At 63.4% G+C, this 20,877-nt stretch carries 20 protein-coding genes; 10 read left to right on the plus strand and 10 right to left on the minus strand.

Translation table 11 applies throughout. The annotated features are described in order from the left end of the window. Positions 1-79: 79 nt before the first annotated feature. From ACZ9H4_RS07465 to ACZ9H4_RS07505, 9 genes are all read right to left on the minus strand, one after another. Entirely contained in the window at positions 80-664 is a 585-nt protein-coding gene (locus ACZ9H4_RS07465; protein WP_408148534.1) for an LOG family protein, read from the minus strand. Between the two features lie 2 nt (positions 665-666). After that, the gene (locus tag ACZ9H4_RS07470) at positions 667-1,392 is read right to left on the minus strand and encodes a TetR/AcrR family transcriptional regulator (protein ID WP_408148536.1); all 726 of its coding nucleotides are present in this window, start codon (positions 1,390-1,392) and stop codon (positions 667-669) included. A 310-nt stretch (positions 1,393-1,702) separates the two neighbouring features. Beyond that, positions 1,703-2,365: a diacylglycerol kinase gene (locus tag ACZ9H4_RS07475; RefSeq protein WP_476118621.1), complete on the minus strand. Its 663-nt coding sequence runs from the start codon at positions 2,363-2,365 to the stop codon at positions 1,703-1,705. A gap of 19 nt (positions 2,366-2,384) precedes the next feature. Continuing rightward, positions 2,385-3,416 carry a glycosyltransferase family 4 protein gene (locus ACZ9H4_RS07480; protein ID WP_408148540.1) on the minus strand — a complete coding sequence of 344 codons (1,032 nt, stop codon included), beginning with the start codon at positions 3,414-3,416 and terminating at the stop codon, positions 2,385-2,387. Between the two features lie 41 nt (positions 3,417-3,457). Next, on the minus strand, positions 3,458-4,399 hold the full coding sequence (locus ACZ9H4_RS07485) for a UDP-2,3-diacylglucosamine diphosphatase (protein ID WP_408148542.1): 942 nt from the start codon (positions 4,397-4,399) through the stop codon (positions 3,458-3,460). A gap of 262 nt (positions 4,400-4,661) precedes the next feature. Next, positions 4,662-5,183, minus strand: a complete 522-nt coding sequence (locus tag ACZ9H4_RS07490; protein ID WP_476118622.1) for an RDD family protein — start codon at positions 5,181-5,183, stop codon at positions 4,662-4,664. 11 nt (positions 5,184-5,194) lie between these two features. Then, positions 5,195-5,953, minus strand: a complete 759-nt coding sequence (locus ACZ9H4_RS07495) for a DUF3106 domain-containing protein (RefSeq protein ID WP_408153996.1) — start codon at positions 5,951-5,953, stop codon at positions 5,195-5,197. A gap of 16 nt (positions 5,954-5,969) precedes the next feature. Next, positions 5,970-6,395, minus strand: coding sequence for a DUF3619 family protein (locus ACZ9H4_RS07500; protein ID WP_408148548.1), 426 nt, complete (start codon positions 6,393-6,395; stop codon positions 5,970-5,972). Further along, positions 6,392-6,955, minus strand: a complete 564-nt coding sequence (locus ACZ9H4_RS07505) for an RNA polymerase sigma factor (protein WP_408148550.1) — start codon at positions 6,953-6,955, stop codon at positions 6,392-6,394. Before ACZ9H4_RS07505 ends, ACZ9H4_RS07500 begins: the two co-directional genes overlap by 4 nt. Positions 6,956-7,319: 364 nt before the next feature. Here ACZ9H4_RS07505 and ACZ9H4_RS07510 point away from each other — a divergent pair, with 364 nt between their 5' ends. The 6 genes from ACZ9H4_RS07510 to ACZ9H4_RS07535 all read left to right on the plus strand — a co-directional run bounded on the left by ACZ9H4_RS07510 (position 7,320) and on the right by ACZ9H4_RS07535 (position 14,436). Beyond that, positions 7,320-9,083: an acetolactate synthase 3 catalytic subunit gene (locus ACZ9H4_RS07510; protein WP_408148552.1), complete on the plus strand. Its 1,764-nt coding sequence runs from the start codon at positions 7,320-7,322 to the stop codon at positions 9,081-9,083. Between the two features lie 111 nt (positions 9,084-9,194). Beyond that, a complete protein-coding gene (gene ilvN / locus ACZ9H4_RS07515; protein WP_025602412.1) occupies positions 9,195-9,686 on the plus strand; it encodes an acetolactate synthase small subunit in 492 nt (163 codons plus the stop codon). Between the two features lie 144 nt (positions 9,687-9,830). Next, positions 9,831-10,847, plus strand: coding sequence for a ketol-acid reductoisomerase (gene ilvC, locus ACZ9H4_RS07520; RefSeq protein ID WP_091795894.1), 1,017 nt, complete (start codon positions 9,831-9,833; stop codon positions 10,845-10,847). Between the two features lie 130 nt (positions 10,848-10,977). Continuing rightward, positions 10,978-11,616 carry a phosphatidylserine decarboxylase gene (locus ACZ9H4_RS07525; RefSeq protein WP_120345688.1) on the plus strand — a complete coding sequence of 213 codons (639 nt, stop codon included), beginning with the start codon at positions 10,978-10,980 and terminating at the stop codon, positions 11,614-11,616. Between the two features lie 23 nt (positions 11,617-11,639). Continuing rightward, complete coding sequence (gene pssA / locus ACZ9H4_RS07530) at positions 11,640-12,512, plus strand: CDP-diacylglycerol--serine O-phosphatidyltransferase (RefSeq protein ID WP_408148555.1); 873 nt, start codon at positions 11,640-11,642, stop codon at positions 12,510-12,512. A gap of 376 nt (positions 12,513-12,888) precedes the next feature. Further along, the gene (locus tag ACZ9H4_RS07535) at positions 12,889-14,436 is read left to right on the plus strand and encodes a 2-isopropylmalate synthase (RefSeq protein ID WP_476118623.1); all 1,548 of its coding nucleotides are present in this window, start codon (positions 12,889-12,891) and stop codon (positions 14,434-14,436) included. A 128-nt stretch (positions 14,437-14,564) separates the two neighbouring features. On the opposite strand, the gene ACZ9H4_RS07540 is transcribed toward ACZ9H4_RS07535, so the two are convergent. After that, the gene (locus ACZ9H4_RS07540) at positions 14,565-15,116 is read right to left on the minus strand and encodes a hypothetical protein (RefSeq protein ID WP_476118624.1); all 552 of its coding nucleotides are present in this window, start codon (positions 15,114-15,116) and stop codon (positions 14,565-14,567) included. Positions 15,117-15,299: 183 nt separating this feature from the next. On the opposite strand from ACZ9H4_RS07540, the gene ACZ9H4_RS07545 reads away from it, so the two are divergent. The 4 genes from ACZ9H4_RS07545 to ACZ9H4_RS07560 all read left to right on the plus strand — a co-directional run bounded on the left by ACZ9H4_RS07545 (position 15,300) and on the right by ACZ9H4_RS07560 (position 20,822). Then, positions 15,300-16,625 carry a branched-chain amino acid ABC transporter substrate-binding protein gene (locus ACZ9H4_RS07545; protein WP_476118625.1) on the plus strand — a complete coding sequence of 442 codons (1,326 nt, stop codon included), beginning with the start codon at positions 15,300-15,302 and terminating at the stop codon, positions 16,623-16,625. 195 nt (positions 16,626-16,820) lie between these two features. Next, positions 16,821-17,093, plus strand: coding sequence for a 30S ribosomal protein S15 (rpsO, locus tag ACZ9H4_RS07550; protein ID WP_042327498.1), 273 nt, complete (start codon positions 16,821-16,823; stop codon positions 17,091-17,093). A gap of 365 nt (positions 17,094-17,458) precedes the next feature. Further along, on the plus strand, positions 17,459-19,606 hold the full coding sequence (gene pnp, locus ACZ9H4_RS07555) for a polyribonucleotide nucleotidyltransferase (protein WP_408148564.1): 2,148 nt from the start codon (positions 17,459-17,461) through the stop codon (positions 19,604-19,606). Between the two features lie 199 nt (positions 19,607-19,805). Then, on the plus strand, positions 19,806-20,822 hold the full coding sequence (locus tag ACZ9H4_RS07560; protein WP_408148566.1) for an NAD(P)H-quinone oxidoreductase: 1,017 nt from the start codon (positions 19,806-19,808) through the stop codon (positions 20,820-20,822). The last annotated feature ends 55 nt before the right edge of the window (positions 20,823-20,877 follow it).

Here is a 20,877-nt window from a genome sequence, read left to right on the forward strand (position 1 = left end):
GAATCAGCGTGGTCCCGCGATCAAACGCGGCACGTGAGACCGGGTCGCGTTAGACCGGGTCGCGTCAGACCGGGTCGCGTCAGACCGCGTCGCGTTTGATTGCCCACTTGTCGCTCGCGGGCGGCTGGTAGCGTTGCAGCTTGCCGATCAGCGCGGCGGGATCGGCGTCGATCTGCAGGATGTCGAAATAGGTCTGGCGCATGAAGCCTTCGTCGACCGTGTGCTGCAGCAGCTTGACCAACGGATCGTAGAAGCCGTCGATATTCAGCACCGCCACCGCTTTCTGGTGATAGCCGAGCTGCGCCCACGTGAAGACCTCGAACAGTTCTTCGAGCGTGCCCGCGCCGCCCGGCATCGCGACGAACGCGTCCGACAGGTCGGCCATCATCTTCTTGCGATGGTGCATGTCGGGCACCACGTGCAGTTCGGTCAGCCCGTTATGGCCGACTTCCTTGTTGACCAGCAGCTCGGGAATCACGCCGATCGCGCGGCCACCTTCGGCCATCACCGTATCGGCGATCACGCCCATCAGCCCGACCTTGCCGCCGCCGTAGACCAGCGCAAGATCGGCTTGCACCAGCGCGCGGCCGAACGCACGCGCCGCCTCCGCATACAACGGCTTGGCTCCATTGGCGGAGCCGCAATAGACACACACCGACTTCATACTCAAACGTCCTTCGATTCGTTGCGGGGCGCGGCGCCTTCCTTGGGCGGCAGGTAATCGTAGAACTCGCGCTTGGGCAGCTTGCCGGACACGAGGTCGTCGAAAATCTGCCGCGAGCGGCCGCGCAGATAAGGCGCCATCAGCGAAACGATCTGCACGCTCACCTGATGCAGTTCCGCGCGAATCGCTTCCTGCTCGTTGTATTTGCGCGGATTCATCACGAATTGATACGACAGCCAGTACGTGCCGATCACGCCGACGTTGGTGGCGATCACATGCAGTTCTTCCGGCGTGACGACCATTTCGCCGTCGGCGACGAGCTGCTCGCAGAACTGGCTCGCAAAGCGCACCTTGTGGCTGATGATCTGCTTGAAATGCGTTTCGAGCGTGCGGTTGCGCGCGAGCAGGTCGTTCAGGTCGCGATACAGGAAGCGATAGCGCCACGTGAAATCGACCATGTACTGCAGATACGACCACATTTCGTCGATGGTCGCGCGATGGTCTTCGGGGAAGCGCAGGCGCTTTTCGATCTCCTGCTCGAACTGGCTGAAGATGCTGTTGATGATGTCGTCTTTGTTGCGGAAGTGGTAGTACAGATTGCCTGGACTGATTTCCATTTCCTCGGCGATCGTCGTCGTCGTGACGTTCGGCTCGCCGATTTCGTTGAACAGCTTCAGCGACAGTTCGAGAATCCGTTCGCGCGTGCGGCGGGGAGGTTTGGCTTCCATGTCGTCCGGCCCTGGTTATGCCGGGCTGGTCGCGCGGCGGCGTGCCGCTGCTGCGTGGTCCACCCGGATGCGGTTGGTATATGAGCGCCTGCAAACCTGCCGCTCGGCGACAGGGCCCCCGCGGGAGCAAGACAACGTCGGGCGGCCCGGCGTTGTCTCATGAGACTATCGAACGATTATAAACCGAGCGTTCGTATACCAAGCGGATACTCAGGGTTTTCATCCCCGGCGAGGGTTTGCGCGCGCCGAAAATAGGCTGCGATCGCAGTGACTGCGTTTCAAACGCTTGCGGCCAGTGCGCGGCGCGCCGTCATAGCCATGCGCGCAGCCAACGCGCGAGGAGCGGGCCGACGATCAACGCCCAGGTCATCACGCACATGCCGAGCGCGACCATCACGGCCGCGCTGCCGAGGTCCTTGGCGCGGCGCGACAGTTCGTGGCGTTCGAGCGAGATCCGGTCGATCGCCGCCTCCACGCTCGAATTCAACAGCTCGACGATCAGCACCAGCAGCACCGAACCGAGCAGCAGCACACGCGACACCGGTTCGACCGGCACCAGCAGGCCGCACGGAATCAGGATCGCGGCGAGCGTCAGTTCCTGGCGAAACGCGCTTTCCTCACGGATGGCGACACGGAACCCGGCGAGCGAGTTTTTCATCGCGTGCCATGCGCGGGTGAGGCCGCGGTTGCCCTTGTACGGATTGAATGGCAGGGGCGCGAGCGGATCGTCGGGGCTGAGCGGCTCGTGGGCGGTGCTGTCGATTCCGTTTGAATCGTGCGCCGAGTCCGCATGATCCTGCGCGCCGGGTTCGCCGATATCGTCGAACGGCTCGAGGCCGGCGGTGCCGCGTTTGATATCGCGGCCGACATCGCGCTCGATATCGTGCTCGGAATCGTGCTCGGAAGCGACGGCGCGCAGCGCGCCGGTCGACGCGCGCCTTGACGTGGCCCGGGTGGATTGGCTGGTTCGCATGGAGGGCTCGCGCGCCGCGTCAGGCGGCGGCGCTTTCCTCGCGATACGACGCATGCGGCAGGGGTTTCAGATGCGCTGCGAATTGCGCGGAAGCCGCCGCCCACGAGAAACGCTCCGCCCACGCGCGCGCATGATGGCGATCGATCTTCAGCGCTTCGAGACAGGCCTCTTGCAGATTCTCGTGCATCGCGCCCGCGCCGCCGTCGCCCAGCACGTCGATCGGACCGGTGACCGGATAGGCCGCCACCGGCGTGCCGCATGCGAGCGCTTCGAGCAGCACGAGCCCGAAGGTATCGGTGCGGCTCGGGAACACGAAGACGTCGGCTGCCGCGTACACCTTCGCGAGTTCCGCCTGCGTGAGCACGCCGAGATAATTCGCTTGCGGATAGCGCGACTTCAGCTCGGCGAGCGCCGGGCCTTCGCCGGCGACCCATTTCGAGCCGGGCAGATCGAGCTTCAAAAACGCCTCGACGTTCTTCTCGACCGCCACGCGTCCCACGTACAGAAAGATCGGCCGCGCGGAGTTGAGCACCTTCGAGTCCATCGGATGAAAGATCTCGAGGTCGACACCGCGGGTCCACAGCACGACATTCGTGAAGCCGAATTGTTCGAGGTCCTGCTTGACCACCGGCGTGGGCGCCATCACGGCCAGCGACGGCTTGTGAAACCAGTGCAGAAACTTGTAGGTCGCGGCGAGCGGTATGCCGAAGCGTGCCTGCACGTATTCCGGAAAGCGCGTGTGATAAGCGGTCGTGAACGGCAGCTTGTGACGCAGCGCATAAGCGCGCGCGGCCATGCCGAGCGGACCCTCGGTGGCGATGTGCAACGCGTCGGGCGCGAACGTGGCGATGCGCTCGCGCAGCTTGCGGCGCGGCAGCAGCGACAGACGGATCTCGGGATAAGTCGGGCAGGGGATCGTTTTGAATTCGAGCGGCGTCAGCAGATCGACGCGATGGCCGAGCGCGGTGAGCTCGCGCGTGGTGTTCTTCAGCGTGCGCACGACGCCATTGACCTGCGGTTCCCATGCGTCGGTGACGATCATGATCTTCATCGGCTTGTTCCTCGATTCGGGTCCAAACGAAGTTAGGGGGACTACGCGGTCGCCCGGGCCTTCTGCGTGCCGACTTGCGGCGCGCGCAGCGTGGTCCAGTAGATCACCTTGAGTTCGCCTTCATAGGTCTCGACGAGTGCCGACAGACTCTCGACCCAATCGCCGTCGTTGCAATACAGCACGCCGTCGATGTCGCGCATCTCGGCTTTGTGAATGTGTCCGCAGACCACACCGTCGCAGCCGCGGCGGCGCGCTTCGTCGGTCATTACCGTTTCGAACGACGAGATGAAGTTCACCGCGTTTTTCACCTGATGCTTCAGGTACTGCGACAGCGACCAGTACGGAAAGCCGAGCTTGCTGCGGATGCGATTGAACCAGCGGTTCAGGACCAGGATCATCGTGTAGAGCGTGTCGCCGAGATACGCGAGCCACTTCGCGTGCTGGATCACGCCGTCGAACAGATCGCCGTGCACGATCCACAGCCGCTTGCCGGCGAGCGTCGTGTGAAACGCTTCGCCGCGCACGTGGATGTCGCCGAATGCGAGGTCGCAGAACTGGCGCGCGGCTTCGTCGTGATTGCCGGGCACGTAGATCACCTGGGTGCCTTTGCGGGCCTTGCGCAGCACTTTCTGCACGACGTCGTTGTGCGCCTGCGGCCAGTACCAGCCTTTCTTCAACTGCCAGCCGTCGATGATGTCGCCGACGAGGTACAGATACTCCGACTCGTTATGACGCAGGAAGTCGAGCAGATAGGGCGCCTGGCAACCGCTCGAACCGAGATGGATGTCGGACAGCCAGATGGTGCGGTAACGGTGCGGGTCGGCGTGCTCGTCTTCGGGATGGGCGGCGTGCGCGTCGAGAGGCGGTGCCACGGGCAACGGCAAGCCGTGGTGAGCGGGGCTGGGGTCCGGGCGGAACGCGACGGTGTCGACGCTCGGGCCGGTCTGGCGGAACAGGGAAGTCGCGGACGTTTTGGGGTCCATGGCTCACGCGTCGAGTTGCGGTGCCTGTATTGGGCCGGGCGCGCGTGACTGTGCCGTGACAGTCATGAGAAGTTCTTATTACTGCGGCGGGAGATGAGGCGTGGATCGCGTGGGCAGCCGGGGGAATTTCAGGTGCGCGGCAGAGACGCGTGGTCGGCGCCGGTGGCGCGACCGGCGGCGGGTGAGCGCGTGAACGGCTATTTCATGGACTGCCAGGCATACCGGGCAGGCGCGGCCACCCGGAGGACGCGCGCCCCTTCGCTCAGCGCGCGACCGCAACCACGCGCGTACCCGCGAGCCGGTCGTGCAGGAACCGACGTTGCGGGTCGAAGCGGCCGGTCGCGGCCCACAGCACGAACCAGATGCCGGCGATCGCCAGCGTTTGCGGCAGGCGCAGCCCGAGCAGCGGATGCAGCGCGAGCGGCGGCAGGAACCACAGCCACGCGAGCACGTAACGGGCGATCGCCCGTCTCGTGGACAGCGGCGAGCCGTCGGCGGCGACGACCCGCAAGCGCCAGGTCTTCATCGGCAGGGTCTGGCCGCTGTGCGTCCAGAACCAGACGAAGTACAGACCGACCACGAGGCCGATCCATGCGGCAAGCAGGTTGTGATGGGTCAGTCCGTTGCGTTGCTGCGTCAGCGTGCTGAACAGATAGCCGGCGACGAACACCACCCCGAACAGGATCAGCGCTTCGTAGAGCAGCGCGGCGAGGCGCCGTCGAACGGAGGGGGCGATGCGGGACGCATCGGCGGGCGGTGTCGAGGTCGTGCGCGTTTGGGACACGGGCAGCCGGATCAGGAGCCGTTGAAGATCGACGGCGCCTCGGCCGGCGACACCGGCAGCGGCGTGGCGGGCACGAAGCTGCCCGCGGCCGGAATCGCGGGCGCGGCGGCCGGGGCCGGCAACGATGCGGCCGCGACGGCGCTCGCCGCCGCTACGCTGCTCGCGCCGTGCTCGCGCGCATTGACGATCCGGTCGAGACCCTTGATTTCGTTGCGCGCCGACGGCGGCGCGCTGACGACGCTCGGCCGCCGTTTGCGCTCGCTCGCGGCCAGCCGCTGCTTCTGTTCTTCGGGCAACTGCTGATAGGCCTTCCACGCGTTCTGACGAGTCTCGCGCGGTAATTCCTTCGACACCTGATAGTTCTCGCGTGCGACACGCCGCTGATCGGGCGTCATGCGCACCCATTCGCTCATGCGCTCATGCAGGCGCTTTTGCGCATCGGGCGACATCTTGGGATAGCGCGATGCGATCTTGATCCACTTGCGTTTGCGTTCGTCGCTGAACGAATCCCACTGGGCTTCGAACGGCGCGAGCGCGAGATGCTCGGCCGAGGTGAGGCGCGACCACGCCATCGGGCTGTTGCTGCCGGGCAGGCTCGGCAGTTCGACGGCGAGGGTCGGGGCGGGCGTCCTGGCCGTGGCGTTGCCGCCGGCCGAGTGAGCGCCGACGGGCGAGGGGCTCGGGTAAAAGCGCGGATACGTCGCGGCGAACGACACCAGGGCCGCGATCGCACATCCGAAAACAACGGCCAGGCCGCGCTTGTAACTCACCCGAAAAATCTCCCGCTCAGTGGTGGGCGCGTGAAAGGTACGCGTTGAAACCGTGGTCGAGATAGGCATTGAGCGGCAGGTCGTCGCTTAGCATGGCGGCATCGATATCGGCGAGTTCGGCGGTGCGCTGCTGGTCTTCCCAGTAGGCAATGCCGATGAGGCTCACGACCAGCGCGGCGAGCGGCCACGCGAGCGCGAAGCGGCGCAGCGGCGAACGGCGGCGCTGCGGGAATTCGACTGGCGGCAGACCGGCCGGCATGCCGGCGAAAGCGGGCACCAGCACCGGCGCGCTGACGGCTTCGGGCTTCTTGCGGGCGAGCGCGGCACGGCGCGCCGCGGCGAGTCGATCGACGGTGGCGGGGGCAATGCTGGCGGCGTTTTCGTCGAGCGCGCGGCGCACCTGGCGCGCGAACTCGAGTTCTTTGGTTTCGAGGGAGCTCATAGGGTGATTCCTTTGGCCTTGAGCGCTTGCGCCAGCGTGTGGGTGGCCCGCGAACAGTGTGTCTTCACACTGCCTTCGGAGCAGCCCATTGCGGCGGCAGTCTCGGCGACATCCATATCTTCCCAATAACGCATGAGAAACGCCTCCCGTTGACGTGCCGGTAATTTTTGGATCTCGTCGTCGATCAACTGCAGGATCTGCTCGCGCTCGAGTTTCCGCTCGTTGCTCTCGGCCCCTGCCGAGCCTTGCTGGGCCTCGAAGGTTTCCAGCGGATCGAATTCGTCGTCGTCGGCATTGCCGAGCGACGAGAACAGGCTAACCCACGTATTGCGTACTTTCGCACGACGGAAATAGTCGTGCATCGCATTCTGCAGAATACGCTGAAACAGCAGCGGCAACTCGGCGGCCGGACGGTCGCCGTATTTTTCGGCGAGCTTGATCATCGCGTCCTGCACGATGTCGAGAGAGGCGTCGTCGTCCCGCACGGCGTAGACCGTCTGCTTGAATGCGCGCCTTTCGACGCCCGCCAGAAAATCGGCGAGTTCCTTGTCTGATGCCATCCGTTTGGGGGTCGGCGCAGCGAGCGTGCGCGTAATATGTCGAAAAATGTCGCAAAGCTCGCGGATGCTAACAAACTTTTGCGCGGCCCGGGGCGAAACGTGCTGAACCTTGCATCTACATAACAGGATTCGGGGCGATTACGGTCAATCCTGGAGTATGGGGGCAGGGCGCCAAGGCAATATTTGCTTGACCGCATGCGCGTCAGCAGATATCTTCGCTGGTTCGCAACATAAGTGACTTGTCTCAATTGAGGTGTGGCCCAAGAAGCTCACCTGTCAACTGGACGCGCCGCTTGAACCCGAGCCATAAGCCCGGCAGAGAGCACCCGATCAATTTTTTGCCGAAAATTCGAAAGGTGAATAAATGAATATGCCCAGCGCGGAATTCTCCACGTCGGATACGACTCCCCATCAGGAAGCTGACTCTATTGGCGGCACCGTGCTCATGAAAGCACTGGCCGACGAAGACGTCGAGTTCATCTGGGGCTATCCCGGCGGCTCGGTACTCTACATTTACGACGAGCTGTACAAGCAGGACAAATTCCAGCACGTCCTCGTACGCCACGAGCAGGCCGCGGTCCACGCCGCCGACGCGTATGCGCGTTCCACCGGCAAGGTCGGTGTGTGCCTCGTGACCTCCGGCCCCGGCGTCACCAATGCGGTGACCGGCATCGCCACCGCCTACATGGATTCGATTCCGATGGTGGTGATCAGCGGCCAGGTGCCGACTGCCGCGATCGGCCAGGATGCGTTCCAGGAGTGCGACACGGTCGGCATCACGCGTCCTTGCGTGAAGCACAACTTCCTCGTGAAGGACGTGCGCGATCTCGCCGCCACCGTCAAGAAAGCTTTCTATATTGCCCGTACCGGTCGTCCCGGCCCGGTGCTGATCGACATTCCGAAAGACGTGTCGAAAGCGCCTTGCCAGTACGAACCCGTGAAGAGCGTTTCGCTGCGCTCGTATAACCCGGTGACCAAGGGCCACTCCGGCCAGATCCGCAAGGCGGTCTCGCTGCTGTTGTCGGCGAAGCGTCCATATATCTACACCGGCGGCGGCATCATTCTCGCGGATGCGTCGCGTGAGCTGAACCAGTTCGCCGACCTGCTCGGCTACCCGATCACCAACACGTTGATGGGTCTGGGCGGCTACCGCGCGAGCGACAAGAAATTCCTCGGCATGCTCGGCATGCACGGCACGTACGAAGCCAACATGGCGATGCAGCACTGCGACGTGCTGATCGCAATCGGCGCGCGCTTCGACGACCGCGTGATCGGCGACCCGGCGCACTTCGCGTCGCGTCCGCGCAAGATCATTCATATCGACATCGATCCTTCTTCCATTTCCAAGCGCGTCAAGGTCGACATTCCGATCGTCGGCGACGTGAAGGAAGTGCTCAAAGAACTGATCGAGCAGTTGCAGACCGCCGAGCATGGCCCGGACACCGCGGCACTCGCCGACTGGTGGAAGGACATCGAAGCCTGGCGCGCGAAAGACTGCCTGAAGTTCGACCGCAAGAGCGACATCATCAAGCCGCAGTACGTGGTGGAAAAGGCTTGGGAACTGACCGACGGCAATGCCTTCGTGTGTTCCGACGTCGGTCAGCACCAGATGTGGGCCGCGCAGTTCTACAAGTTCAACAAGCCGCGCCGCTGGATCAACTCCGGTGGCCTCGGCACGATGGGCTTCGGCCTGCCGGCGGCGATGGGCGTGAAGATGGCGCACCCGGACGACGACGTGCTCTGCATCACGGGCGAAGGTTCGATCCAGATGTGCATCCAGGAGTTGTCGACCTGCAAGCAGTACGACACCCCGGTGAAGATCATTTCGCTGAACAACCGCTATCTGGGCATGGTGCGCCAGTGGCAGCAGATCGAATACAGCAAGCGCTATTCGCATTCGTACATGGATGCGCTGCCGGACTTCGTGAAGCTCGCCGAAGCGTACGGCCACGTCGGCATGCGTATCGAGCGCACGGCCGATGTCGAGCCGGCGTTGAAGGAAGCGCTGCGCCTCAAAGATCGCACGGTGTTTCTCGATTTCCAGACCGATCCGACCGAAAACGTCTGGCCGATGGTCCAGGCCGGCAAGGGCATCACCGAGATGCTCATGGGTTCGGAAGATCTATAACGACCGTTTCTGACGCGGGCTTCGTCACGTGCGCCTTCACGAAGGGCGAACGCGGACGAAGCGGCGCAAGGCGGCTCGCAGACATCGACAAACATCTGGAAGAAGCGAATCATGAGACACATCATTTCCGTCCTGCTGGAAAACGAACCGGGCGCGTTGTCACGCGTGGTGGGTCTGTTCTCGGCACGCGGCTACAACATTGAAACCTTGACGGTGGCTCCGACCGAAGACCGTTCGCTGTCGCGCATGACCATCGTCTCCATTGGCTCGGACGACGTGATCGAACAGATCACGAAGCATCTGAACCGCCTGATCGAGGTGGTGAAAGTGGTCGACCTTACCGAGGGCGCCCACATCGAGCGCGAGCTGATGTTGATCAAGGTGAGGGCGGTCGGCAAGGAACGTGAGGAAATGAAGCGGATGTCGGATATTTTCCGCGGCCGCATCATCGACGTCACCGAAAAGACCTACACGATCGAACTGACGGGTGCGAGCGACAAGCTCGACGCCTTCATCGAAGGGCTCGATTCCACGGCGATTCTCGAGACGGTCCGTACGGGCAGCTCGGGCATCGGGCGCGGCGAGCGCATTCTGAAGGTCTGACGCGCGGCACCCGGGTGTCGTGCCTGGGGGCCGTGACCGAACGTTTCGATCGAGGTCGGGCAGCGCATCATGAACCCGGCCAGCAACACACTATTCGCAGTATTTGCATTTCACTGATTCAACGAATTTAGCCAAGGAACCGACATGAAAGTTTTCTACGACAAGGACGCCGACCTCTCCCTGATCAAGGGCAAGCAAGTCACCATCATCGGCTATGGCTCGCAAGGCCATGCGCACGCGCTGAACCTGAAGGAAAGCGGCGTGAACATCACGGTCGGTCTGCGCAAGGGCGGCGCATCGTGGAGCAAGGCTGAGAACGCCGGCCTGCAAGTCAAGGAAGTGGCGGAAGCCGTCAAGGGCGCGGACGTCGTCATGATGCTGCTGCCGGACGAGCAGATCGCCGAAGTCTATGCAAAGGAAGTGCACGCCAACGCCAAGCAAGGCGCAGCGCTGGCATTCGCGCACGGCTTCAACGTGCACTACGGTCAAGTGATTCCGCGTGCCGACCTCGACGTGATCATGATCGCGCCGAAGGCGCCGGGCCACACGGTTCGCGGCACCTACTCGCAAGGCGGCGGCGTGCCGCACCTGATCGCTGTCGCGCAAGACAAGTCGGGCGCAGCACGTGACATCGCTTTGTCGTACGCGGCGGCGAACGGCGGCGGCCGTGCCGGCATCATCGAAACGAACTTCCGCGAAGAAACGGAAACTGACCTGTTCGGCGAACAGGCTGTTCTGTGCGGCGGTACGGTCGACCTGATCAAGGCCGGCTTCGAAACGCTGGTGGAAGCGGGCTACGCGCCGGAAATGGCGTACTTCGAGTGCCTGCACGAACTGAAGCTGATCGTCGACCTGATCTACGAAGGCGGCATCGCGAACATGAACTACTCGATCTCGAACAACGCCGAATACGGCGAGTACGTGACGGGTCCGCGTATCGTGACGGCTGAAACGAAGAAGGCGATGAAGGCTGTGCTGACCGACATTCAGACGGGCGAGTACGCAAAGAGCTTCATCCTCGAAAACAAGGCTGGCGCACCGACGCTGCAATCGCGCCGCCGTCTGACGGCCGAGCACCAGATCGAACAGGTCGGTTCGAAGCTGCGCGCGATGATGCCGTGGATCGCGAAGAACAAGCTGGTCGACCAGTCGAAGAACTAAGCGAATTACCCCTGAAGTCCGGTCATGCGCACTTGCGCGTGGGCCGGACAAATCAAAAAGCCGTCCAAGGGTGCTGAACCCTGGGCGGCTTTTGCTATCCTACGGTTTTACAAAAACACAGAAGCCATCCATGAATTACCCTCATCCGATCATCGCGCGAGAAGGCTGGCCGTTCATCGCCATCGCGGCTGTCGTTGCATTACTGGTTCACGCCTTCGCGGGGTTCGGCATTGCATGGCTGTTCTGGCTGATCCTGATCTTCGTCGTGCAGTTCTTCCGCGATCCGGCTCGCCCGATCCCCACCCAGGCGAACGCCGTGCTGTGCCCGGCCGACGGCCGCATCGTCGCAGTCGAAACCGCGCACGATCCGTACGCGAATCGTGAAGCGCTGAAGATCAGCGTGTTCATGAATGTCTTCAACGTCCACTCGCAGCGTTCGCCGGTGGATGGTGCGATCTCCAAGGTCGAATACTTCCCTGGCGCGTATCTGAATGCCGCAGTGGACAAGGCTTCGACCGAAAACGAGCGCAATGCGGTGGTGATCGAAATGGCCGGCGGCCAGACGGTGACGTCGGTGCAGATCGCCGGTTTGATCGCGCGGCGTATTCTTTGCTACGTCAGGGCAGGCGAGCCGCTTACCCGTGGCCAGCGTTATGGGTTCATCCGGTTCGGCTCGCGCGTCGACGTGTATCTGCCGGTGGGCAGCCGTCCGCGTGTGTCGATCGGCGAGAAGGTGTCCGCATCGTCCACGATCCTCGCTGAACTCTAAAGCGGCACACAGGAGGTTTCCGAATGGCCGCATTCAAACCGCGTCGACCCCGTAATAGCGGCGGACCGCTACCGCGTCCGTTCCGCCGCAACAAGCCGATGGGGGCGGAGTCGCCGGCCGTCGAGAGTCGGCGCGCGCAGCGCCAGCAGTTCCTGAGAAAGCGCGGCATTTATCTGTTGCCGAACGCATTTACCACGGCGGCGCTGTTCTGCGGCTTCTTTGCCGTCGTGCAGGCAATGAACGTGCGCTTCGAAATCGCGGCCATCGCGATCTTCGTGGCGATGGTGCTCGACGGCATGGACGGTCGCGTCGCGCGTATGACGCATACGCAAAGCGCATTCGGCGAGCAATTCGACAGTCTGTCGGACATGGTGTCGTTCGGCGTCGCGCCAGCGCTCGTCATGTACGAGTGGATTCTGAAGGATCTCGGCCGCTGGGGCTGGCTCGCCGCGTTCGTCTATTGTTCTGGCGCGGCGTTGCGGCTTGCGCGCTTCAATACCAACATCGGCGTGGTCGACAAGCGTTTCTTCCAGGGCATGCCGAGCCCGGCTGCGGCGGCGCTGATCGCCGGTTTCGTGTGGCTCGCCACCGACAACCGCGTGCCGCTGAAGCTGGTCTGGCTGCCGTGGGTCGCGTTCGTGCTGACCATCTACGCCGGCGTGACGATGGTGTCGAATGCGCCGTTCTATAGCGGCAAGGCGCTCGACGTGCGGCATCGCGTGCCGTTCGGCGTGATCCTGCTGGTGGTGGTGGCGTTCGTGCTGGTGTCGTCCGATCCGCCGCTGATGCTGTTCGGCCTGTTCGTGCTGTATGGTCTGTCCGGCTATGTGTTCTGGGGCTACCAGGCGTTGCGGGGCAGGGCGAATCCGGCCCGATCGGTGGCGCACGACAGGTAACGGCCCGCGGCTTTTCAGCTGCCCACGATATGCAAAAACGGCATCCTTCGAGGTGCCGTTTTTCTTTTGCCAGGCCCGCCCGGCGACGCTTCCAAGGCAGGTCCGACGCCAATTGCGTGGCGGAGGGAATGCCGCTATAGTCGTCGGATAACGTGCGTTCAGGCTTGCTTTTGAGTCGCAATGCGAGCGTCGGCAGGCCGGCGCAGCGCCCCGCATGCGAGTGCCGGCGTGGCTGCCGCGCTGATCGTCGCCAGTCGCCGACAATCATTTCGCCCTCCGTCTGCCGCGTCTGCGCTCGAGCGTCGCCAGCGCACGCCAAACACCAGCACTCCAATATCCGATCCCCACATCCGAACGACTCCTGAGGAGCCCCGACATGTCCGACAAACTGATCATTTTCGACACGACGTTGCGTGACGGCGAGCAATCGCCCGGCGCGTCGATGACGAAGGAAGAGAAGATTCGCATCGCCAGGCAACTCGAACGGATGAAAGTGGACGTGATCGAAGCCGGCTTCGCGGCGAGTTCGAACGGCGACTTCGATTCGATCCACACGATCGCGGGGCTGATCAAGGACAGCACGATCTGCTCGCTCGCCCGTGCGAACGACAAGGACATCCAGCGCGCCGCCGATGCGCTCAAGCCGGCCGATCATTTCCGCATCCACACGTTCATCGCGACGTCGCCGCTGCATATGGAAAAGAAGCTGCGCATGACGCCGGACCAGGTGTTCGCGCAGGCGAAGCTGGCGGTGCGTTTTGCGCGCAAGTTCACGGACGACGTCGAGTTCTCGCCGGAAGACGGCAGTCGCTCGGACATGGACTTCCTGTGCCGCGTGCTCGAAGCGGTGATCGCCGAGGGCGCGACCACCATCAACATCGCCGACACGGTCGGCTACGGCGTGCCGGAACTGTATGGCCAGCTGGTGAAGACGCTGCGCGAACGCATTCCGAACTCGCACAAGGCGGTGTTCTCGGTGCATTGCCATAACGACCTCGGCATGGCGGTGGCGAACTCGCTGGCCGGGGTGCAGATCGGTGGGGCGCGCCAGGTCGAGTGCACGATCAATGGTCTCGGCGAGCGCGCGGGCAACACGTCGCTCGAAGAAATCGTGATGGCGGTGAAGACCCGCAAGGATTACTTCGGGCTTGAAGTCGGCCTCGACACGACGCAGATCGTGCCGGCGTCGAAACTGGTGTCGCAGATCACCGGTTTCGTCGTGCAGCCGAACAAGGCGGTGGTCGGCGCGAACGCGTTTGCGCATGCGTCCGGGATTCACCAGGACGGCGTGCTGAAAGCGCGCGACACCTACGAAATCATGCGCGCCGAAGACGTGGGCTGGAGCGCGAACAAGATTGTGCTCGGCAAGCTGTCGGGCCGCAACGCGTTCAAGCAGCGCTTGCAGGAACTCGGCATCGCGCTCGACAGCGAAGCAGAACTGAACACCGCCTTCGCGCGCTTCAAGGAACTGGCCGACCGCAAGGCTGAAATCTTCGACGAGGACATCATCGCGATCGTCACCGAAGAGTCGGCCGAAGCGCAGCAGAAGGAGCACTACAAGTTCGTGGCGCTGTCGCAGCATTCGGAAACCGGCGAGCAGCCGCATGCGAAGGTCGTGTTCTCGGTGGAAGGCAAGGAGATCACCGGCGAGGCGCGTGGCAACGGCCCGGTCGACGCCACGCTCAACGCGATCGAAACGGAGGTGGGCAGCGGTTCGGAACTGCTGCTGTATTCGGTCAACGCGATCACGACCGGCACCCAGGCGCAGGGCGAGGTGACCGTGCGCCTGTCGAAGAGCGGGCGCATCGTCAACGGTGTGGGCACCGATCCGGATATCGTCGCGGCTTCCGCGAAAGCGTATATCTCGGCGCTCAACAAGCTGTATTCGAATTTCGACAAGCTGAATCCGCAACGCTCGGAGTAAGGCGAGCGCGTGAGCGGTCGTCTGAATCAAAAAATCCCCGTGCCCATGCAGGCACGGGGATTTTGCTTTGCGGCGAGAGCTTTGCGCACACGCGATCAGCCAGGGGCGCCGCGCATTCGCGCAAGCGCTCAGAACAGCGAGCGGCGCCCCGGATCGTGCAACGGGTCAGGCGTTTTCTGCGTGAGCCGCACGATGCCCTGTTCGTCGAAATAGAAGCTGTACATCATGTACCAGACGTTGTCTTCGAGGTAGCGATAGGTCCAGACTTCGCGCTTCATCAGCGGGAAATACGCGGTTTCGACCGGGCGGCCGAAATTCACCAGTACGTCGCTCTTGGTCCATTTGCCGATTTCGGCCCGATAGAACTCGTTCGGTTGCAGCACCTGGCGCACGTTGACGATCCTGCCGGCCGCGTCGATGTCGGCCGCAGTGGTGGTTTCGCCCATCGGCTGGGTTGGCCACATCAGGCGCCTGCCGCCGTTCGGCAGGTCGTAGACTTCGCGCGGCGGGCCGAGGCGCGCGACGATGGTCGATTCGTCCGCTCCCTGTTGATACTGCTGCCAGGGCTGCGCGCAGCCGGCGAGTGTCAACGCGCTCAGACAGACGAGCGCCGCCCGGCGCAGACGTCCGGCGGCCGGCGCTGCGCTCGAGGCCGCTGTGGCGTGATGACGGTTCAACATGGATTCCTCCGATGGTGTTTGAGTAGCGGTTTTTATCATCGAGACGCATCATTTTGACACGCGCTGTGACAAAAGATCTGCGCTTCGCGCAAGCCGTGCGCCTGGTACGGTAACGGCTGTGCCGGCTTGCTTATTCCATCCGCTACGTCCTATGATCCGCGCTTCGACGATTCAGGCGGGGCAATGACGATGGCGATGTGGCAACGGGCGGCGGCAGTGGCGTTAGCAGCGATCTCGATGGCCGCGGCGGCTTATGCGGCGGGCCAGACGGCGGCGATTCCGGGCGCGAATTCGGCCGCGAACGCGGCCCCGAAACCCGCCGGTGCGCCGATCCGGCTCGCGCTGATCGAAGGCATGTCCGGGCCGTTCGCGAACGCAGGCGCGGCGGTCGAGCGCAATCTGCGCTTCGGCGTCGAGCAGGTGAATGCTCAGGGCGGCGTCAAGCTCGCTGACGGCGCTCACCCGTTCGAACTGGTCGTGCTCGACAGCAAGGGCAGCACCGAAGAGGCGCTCACGCAATTGCGCGCGGCCGCCGACCGTCATATCGGCTACGTCATGCAGGGCAACAGTTCGGCGGTCGCCGCCGCGCTTATCGGCGCGATCGACAAGCAGAACAGCCGCGAGCCCGGCAACCGCGCGCTATTCCTCAACTATTCCGCCGACGACCCCGCGCTCACCAACGCCAACTGCAGCTTCTGGCACTTCCGCTTCGACGCGCACGCGGGCATGCGCATGGACGCCCTGGTCGACGTGATCCAGCGCGACAAGGCGGTGAAGAAGGTGTATCTGCTGAATCAGGATTACAGCTTCGGCCACGACGTCAGCAGCCTCGCGCGCTCGACGCTGGCGGCGAAGCGGCCGGATATCGCGGTGGTCGGCGACGAGTTTCATCCGATCGGCCGAGTCAAGGATTTCGCGCCCTACATTGCGAAAATCCGCGCGAGCGGCGCCGACGCGGTCGTCACCGGCAACTGGGGCAACGACCTGACGCTGCTCGTCAAGGCGGCGCGCGAGCAGGGGCTGGACACGAAGTTCTACACGTTCTACGGCAACAGCCTCGGTGCCCCGGCCGCGCTGGGCGACGCCGGTGTCGGTCACGTGATTGCGGTCGCCGACTGGCATCCGAACGCGGGCGGTGCCGCTTCCGACGCATGGTACGCCGCGTTCCGCGCCCGTTTCCCCGCCGCGCAGGATGACTACCCGGTGCTGCGCATGCCCTTGATGATCGAAACCCTCGCCGCGGCGATGAACCGCATCGGCAGCGCCGATCCGACAGCCGTCGCCCGCGCGCTGGAGGGGCTGCGATTTGACAACGGCTTTCACGCATCGTGGATGCGCGCCGACGACCATCAGCTGATTCAGCCCCTTTATGTGATGGAGATGGACAAAGCCGGCACGCCGGGCGTGCGCTTCGACAATGAAGGCTCCGGCTACGGCTTTCGCACGGTGCTGGCGGTGCCGCCCGAGCGCACCGTCGCGCCGACGGTCTGCAAGATGCGGCGACCCTGACGTCGGCGTGCGTGTGGCGAGGACGCGGCGCCGCAGACGATTCGCCCCGGCTCGGCGGGGTTCGCGGCCGGATTGGGCTGTGCTACAATACGCGTCCCGTTGTGAGGCAGGGTTGTGATTCTGTCATACATACGGGGTAATCCACGGCACGGCCTTTCTTCCGTGACCGCCTGTCCAGTTCTTAAGGAAATAGACATGTCCGCAGTTGAAACAAGCAAGAAGTCCGAAGTCGTTGCGCAATTCGCACGCGCAGCTAACGACACCGGCTCCCCCGAAGTTCAGGTCGCGCTGCTCACGACCCGCATCAACGAACTGACCGTTCACTTCAAGGCACACACGAAAGATCACCACAGCCGCCGCGGTCTGCTGCGCATGGTGAGCCGCCGTCGTAAGCTGCTCGACTACCTGAAGAGCAAGGACGCGGATCGTTACCGCAGCCTGATCGAGAAGCTGGGTCTGCGTAAGTAATCGGCCAGTCGTTCAGCAAGATGCCTGTGTCAGTTCCGCTGATACAGGCATTTTGCTTTTGCACAATGCGCTTCATGTGACGCGCATCGCCTGTCGTCCGCAGTGGCGTGCCGGTTCATGCGGCGGGGCAGGCAAGAGCAGTATTTGCAGTAACCCAGGCAGCAATCAAAGCAGTAGAGCAAGCAGCAAGAAAGAAACACGGCCGGGCCCCAGGGCGGAGCTTTGTGTCATTCCAGCGGTTCGCGCGTGTACCCGACGCAGCGCGTGGTTCTCTGGAATGGCATAACACTACTCTTCCCATGTGGCGCCGGTCTGGCGTTGCCGCGCCGCTTCTGGTCCGCGCGGCATTACGATGAGGAAAAGCAATGACTATGTTCAATAAGATCGTCAAAGAGTTCAAGTGGGGACAACATAACGTTCGCCTCGAAACCGGCGAAGTCGCTCGCCAGGCAAGCGGTGCGGTGATCGTCGACGTCGAAGACACCGTCGTGCTGGCAACCGTGGTCGGCGCCAAGACAGCCAAGCCGGGCCAGGACTTCTTCCCGCTGACCGTCGACTACCTCGAAAAGACCTACGCCGCCGGCAAGATCCCGGGTGGCTTCTTCCGCCGCGAAGGCCGTCCGTCGGAAGGCGAAACGCTGACTTCCCGCCTGATCGACCGACCGCTGCGCCCGCTGTTCCCGGAAGGCTTCTACAACGAAGTCCAGGTGGTGATCCACGTCCTGTCGCTGAACCCGGAAATCCCCGCCGACATCCCCGCGCTGATCGGCGCGTCGGCGGCGCTCGCGGTGTCCGGTCTGCCGTTCAACGGCCCGGTCGGCGCAGCACGCGTGGCCTACATCAACAACGAATACGTGTTGAACCCGACGCGTCCGCAAATGAAGGAATCGGCGCTCGACCTGATCGTCGCCGGTACGGAACGCGCGGTGCTGATGGTGGAATCGGAAGCGCAGCAACTGAGCGAAGAAGTGATGCTCGGCGGCGTGGTGTTCGGCCATGAGCAGATGCAGATCGCGATCGACGCGATCCACGATCTGGTCCGCGAAGGCGGCAAGCCGGAATGGGATTGGCAACCGGCGGCGAAGAACGAACCGCTGATCGCACGCGTGACGGAACTGGCGCAAGCCGACCTGCTCGCCGCTTACCAGATCCGCGACAAGCAGGCGCGTTCGGCCAAGCTGAAGGAAGTCTACGCAGCGACGTCGGCGAAGCTCGAAGAAGACGCAGCGGCAAGCGGCACGCCGGCGGCCGACAAGGCCACCGTCGGCAACGTGCTGTTCGACATCGAAGCCAAGATCGTCCGTACGCAGATCCTGAACGGCGAGCCGCGTATCGACGGCCGTGACACGCGCACCGTGCGCCCGATCGAAATCCGTACCGGCGTGTTGCCGCGTACGCACGGTTCGGCGCTGTTCACGCGCGGCGAAACGCAAGCGCTGGTGGTCGCCACGCTCGGCACGAAGGGCGACGAGCAGAACATCGACGCGCTCGAAGGCGAGTACCGCGAACGCTTCATGCTCCACTACAACATGCCTCCGTTCGCGACCGGCGAAACGGGCCGCGTCGGTTCGCCGAAGCGCCGTGAAATCGGCCACGGCCGTCTGGCCAAGCGCGCGCTGGCTGCGTGCCTGCCGAGCGCCGACGAATTCGGCTACTCGATCCGCGTCGTGTCGGAAATCACCGAATCGAACGGTTCGTCGTCGATGGCTTCGGTGTGCGGCGGCTGCCTCGCGCTGATGGACGCCGGCGTGCCGATGAAGGCGCACGTCGCCGGCATCGCAATGGGCCTGATTCTCGAAGGCAACCGCTTCGCGGTGCTGACCGACATCCTCGGCGACGAAGATCACCTCGGCGACATGGACTTCAAGGTGGCGGGCACCGAGCAAGGCGTGACCGCACTGCAGATGGACATCAAGATCCAGGGCATCACGAAGGAAATCATGCAGGTCGCCCTCGCGCAAGCGAAGGAAGGCCGTATGCACATCCTCGGCAAGATGACCTCGGCGGTGTCGGGCGCGAACACGCAGTTGTCGGAGTTCGCACCGCGCATGATCACCATCAAGATCAACCCGGAAAAGATCCGCGACGTGATCGGTAAGGGTGGTTCGGTGATCCGCGCGCTGACCGAAGAAACGGGCACAACGATCGATATTTCGGACGACGGCGTCGTCACCATCGCGAGCACGAGCAGCGAAGGGATGGCCGAAGCGAAGAAGCGTATCGAGAACATCACGCTGGAAGTCGAAGTGGGCCAGGTGTACGAAGGCACCGTGCTCAAGCTGCTCGATTTCGGCGCGATCGTGAACATCCTGCCGGGCAAGGACGGTCTGCTGCATATCTCCGAAATCGCCAACGAGCGTATCAAGGACATCAACGACTATCTGAAGGACGGCCAGCAGGTGAAGGTCAAGGTCATCCAGACGGACGAGAAGGGCCGTGTGCGTTTGTCGGCCAAGGCGTTGCTGAACGACGCCGCGAACGGCGCGCCGCAAGGCGAGCCGACGCCGCAGTAATGCGGTAGCGGAGCAACGGCCGGCAGCGTGAATGCGCGCCGGCCGTTTTTCATGCAGGGTGGATTGCGTTGCAGATGAGTGCAAGTGGCGACAAGCGGGTACTCTGTTTGCGTCGGGCGCTTTGCCGTAGTCGGACGATTCGCGTCCCTGGCGGTGAGCAACGGGTATGCAACGCAATCCAATCTTGGAGTTGACGCAGATGAAAGCGATCGAAATCACCGAATTCGGTGCGCCGGATGTCCTCAAGCTGGCGGAGCGACCCACGCCGCAGCCGAAAGCGGGCGAGGTGCTGATCAAGGTGGCGGCGTCCGGCATCAATCGCCCGGATGTGTTCCAGCGCAAGGGCGGCTATGCGCCGCCGCCGGGTGCGTCGGATCTGCCGGGGCTGGAGGTGGCGGGTGAGATCGTCGGCGGCACGATCGACGAGAAGAACAACCCGTTCGGCTTGAAAATCGGCGACCGTGTGTGCGCATTGCTGGCGGGCGGCGGTTACGCGGAATACGCGGCCGCGCCGCTGTTGCAGTGCTTGCCGGTGCCGGCGGGTTTGTCGGACGTCGAGGCGGCTTCGCTGCCGGAGACTTTCTTCACGGTATGGAGCAACGTGTTCGACCGCGCGCAGCTCGGCAAGGGTGAGGGCGCGCCGAACGAAACGCTGCTGGTGCAAGGTGGCTCGAGCGGCATCGGCGTGACGGCGATCCAGATTGCGCATGCGCTCGGTTTTCGCGTGTTCGCCACTGCCGGGTCGGATGAAAAGTGCCGTGCGTGCGAGGCGTTGGGCGCCGAGCGGGCGATCAACTACAAGACGGAAGATTTCGTCGAAGTGATCAAGTCCCTGACCAACGATCGTGGCGTCGATGTGGTGCTCGACATGGTGGCGGGCAGCTACGTGCCGCGCGAACTCACGGCGCTCGCCGACGGGGGCCGCATCGTCGTGATCGCCTTGCTAGGCGGCGCGAAGGCGGAACTGAATTTGAACGAGGTGCTGCGCCGCCGTTTGACCGTGACTGGTTCGACGCTGCGTCCGCGGCCGATCGAATTCAAGGCGAAGATCGCCGCGCGACTGAAAGAGCAGGTGTGGCCGCATCTCGAAGCGGGCCGTATCAAGCCTGTCGTGCACCGCGTGTTTCCGGCCGCGCAGGCCGCTGACGCGCATGCGCTGATGGAAAGCAGCACGCACGTCGGCAAGATCGTACTGGCTTGGGGTCAGGGCGCTTGACACGGTCGGTTTGACCCGATCCACCCCACGCAGTAAAATTGCGCGTTTTGCGCAC

This window comes from Paraburkholderia sp. TE9906 (genome assembly GCF_056279605.1).

Excerpts from the sequence above, each read along its gene's own strand:
- ACZ9H4_RS07465 (WP_408148534.1), bottom strand. The coding sequence starts at position 664 with ATGAAGTCGGTGTGTGTCTATTGCGGCTCCGCCAATGGAGCCAAGCCG.
- ACZ9H4_RS07470 (WP_408148536.1), bottom strand. The coding sequence starts at position 1,392 with ATGGAAGCCAAACCTCCCCGCCGCACGCGCGAACGGATTCTCGAACTG.
- ACZ9H4_RS07475 (WP_476118621.1), bottom strand. The coding sequence starts at position 2,365 with ATGCGAACCAGCCAATCCACCCGGGCCACGTCAAGGCGCGCGTCGACC.
- ACZ9H4_RS07480 (WP_408148540.1), bottom strand. The coding sequence starts at position 3,416 with ATGAAGATCATGATCGTCACCGACGCATGGGAACCGCAGGTCAATGGC.
- ACZ9H4_RS07485 (WP_408148542.1), bottom strand. The coding sequence starts at position 4,399 with ATGGACCCCAAAACGTCCGCGACTTCCCTGTTCCGCCAGACCGGCCCG.
- ACZ9H4_RS07500 (WP_408148548.1), bottom strand. The coding sequence starts at position 6,395 with ATGAGCTCCCTCGAAACCAAAGAACTCGAGTTCGCGCGCCAGGTGCGC.
- ACZ9H4_RS07505 (WP_408148550.1), bottom strand. The coding sequence starts at position 6,955 with ATGGCATCAGACAAGGAACTCGCCGATTTTCTGGCGGGCGTCGAAAGG.
- ACZ9H4_RS07510 (WP_408148552.1), top strand. The coding sequence starts at position 7,320 with ATGAATATGCCCAGCGCGGAATTCTCCACGTCGGATACGACTCCCCAT.
- ilvN (WP_025602412.1), top strand. The coding sequence starts at position 9,195 with ATGAGACACATCATTTCCGTCCTGCTGGAAAACGAACCGGGCGCGTTG.
- ilvC (WP_091795894.1), top strand. The coding sequence starts at position 9,831 with ATGAAAGTTTTCTACGACAAGGACGCCGACCTCTCCCTGATCAAGGGC.
- ACZ9H4_RS07525 (WP_120345688.1), top strand. The coding sequence starts at position 10,978 with ATGAATTACCCTCATCCGATCATCGCGCGAGAAGGCTGGCCGTTCATC.
- pssA (WP_408148555.1), top strand. The coding sequence starts at position 11,640 with ATGGCCGCATTCAAACCGCGTCGACCCCGTAATAGCGGCGGACCGCTA.
- ACZ9H4_RS07535 (WP_476118623.1), top strand. The coding sequence starts at position 12,889 with ATGTCCGACAAACTGATCATTTTCGACACGACGTTGCGTGACGGCGAG.
- ACZ9H4_RS07540 (WP_476118624.1), bottom strand. The coding sequence starts at position 15,116 with ATGTTGAACCGTCATCACGCCACAGCGGCCTCGAGCGCAGCGCCGGCC.
- ACZ9H4_RS07545 (WP_476118625.1), top strand. The coding sequence starts at position 15,300 with ATGACGATGGCGATGTGGCAACGGGCGGCGGCAGTGGCGTTAGCAGCG.
- rpsO (WP_042327498.1), top strand. The coding sequence starts at position 16,821 with ATGTCCGCAGTTGAAACAAGCAAGAAGTCCGAAGTCGTTGCGCAATTC.
- pnp (WP_408148564.1), top strand. The coding sequence starts at position 17,459 with ATGACTATGTTCAATAAGATCGTCAAAGAGTTCAAGTGGGGACAACAT.
- ACZ9H4_RS07560 (WP_408148566.1), top strand. The coding sequence starts at position 19,806 with ATGAAAGCGATCGAAATCACCGAATTCGGTGCGCCGGATGTCCTCAAG.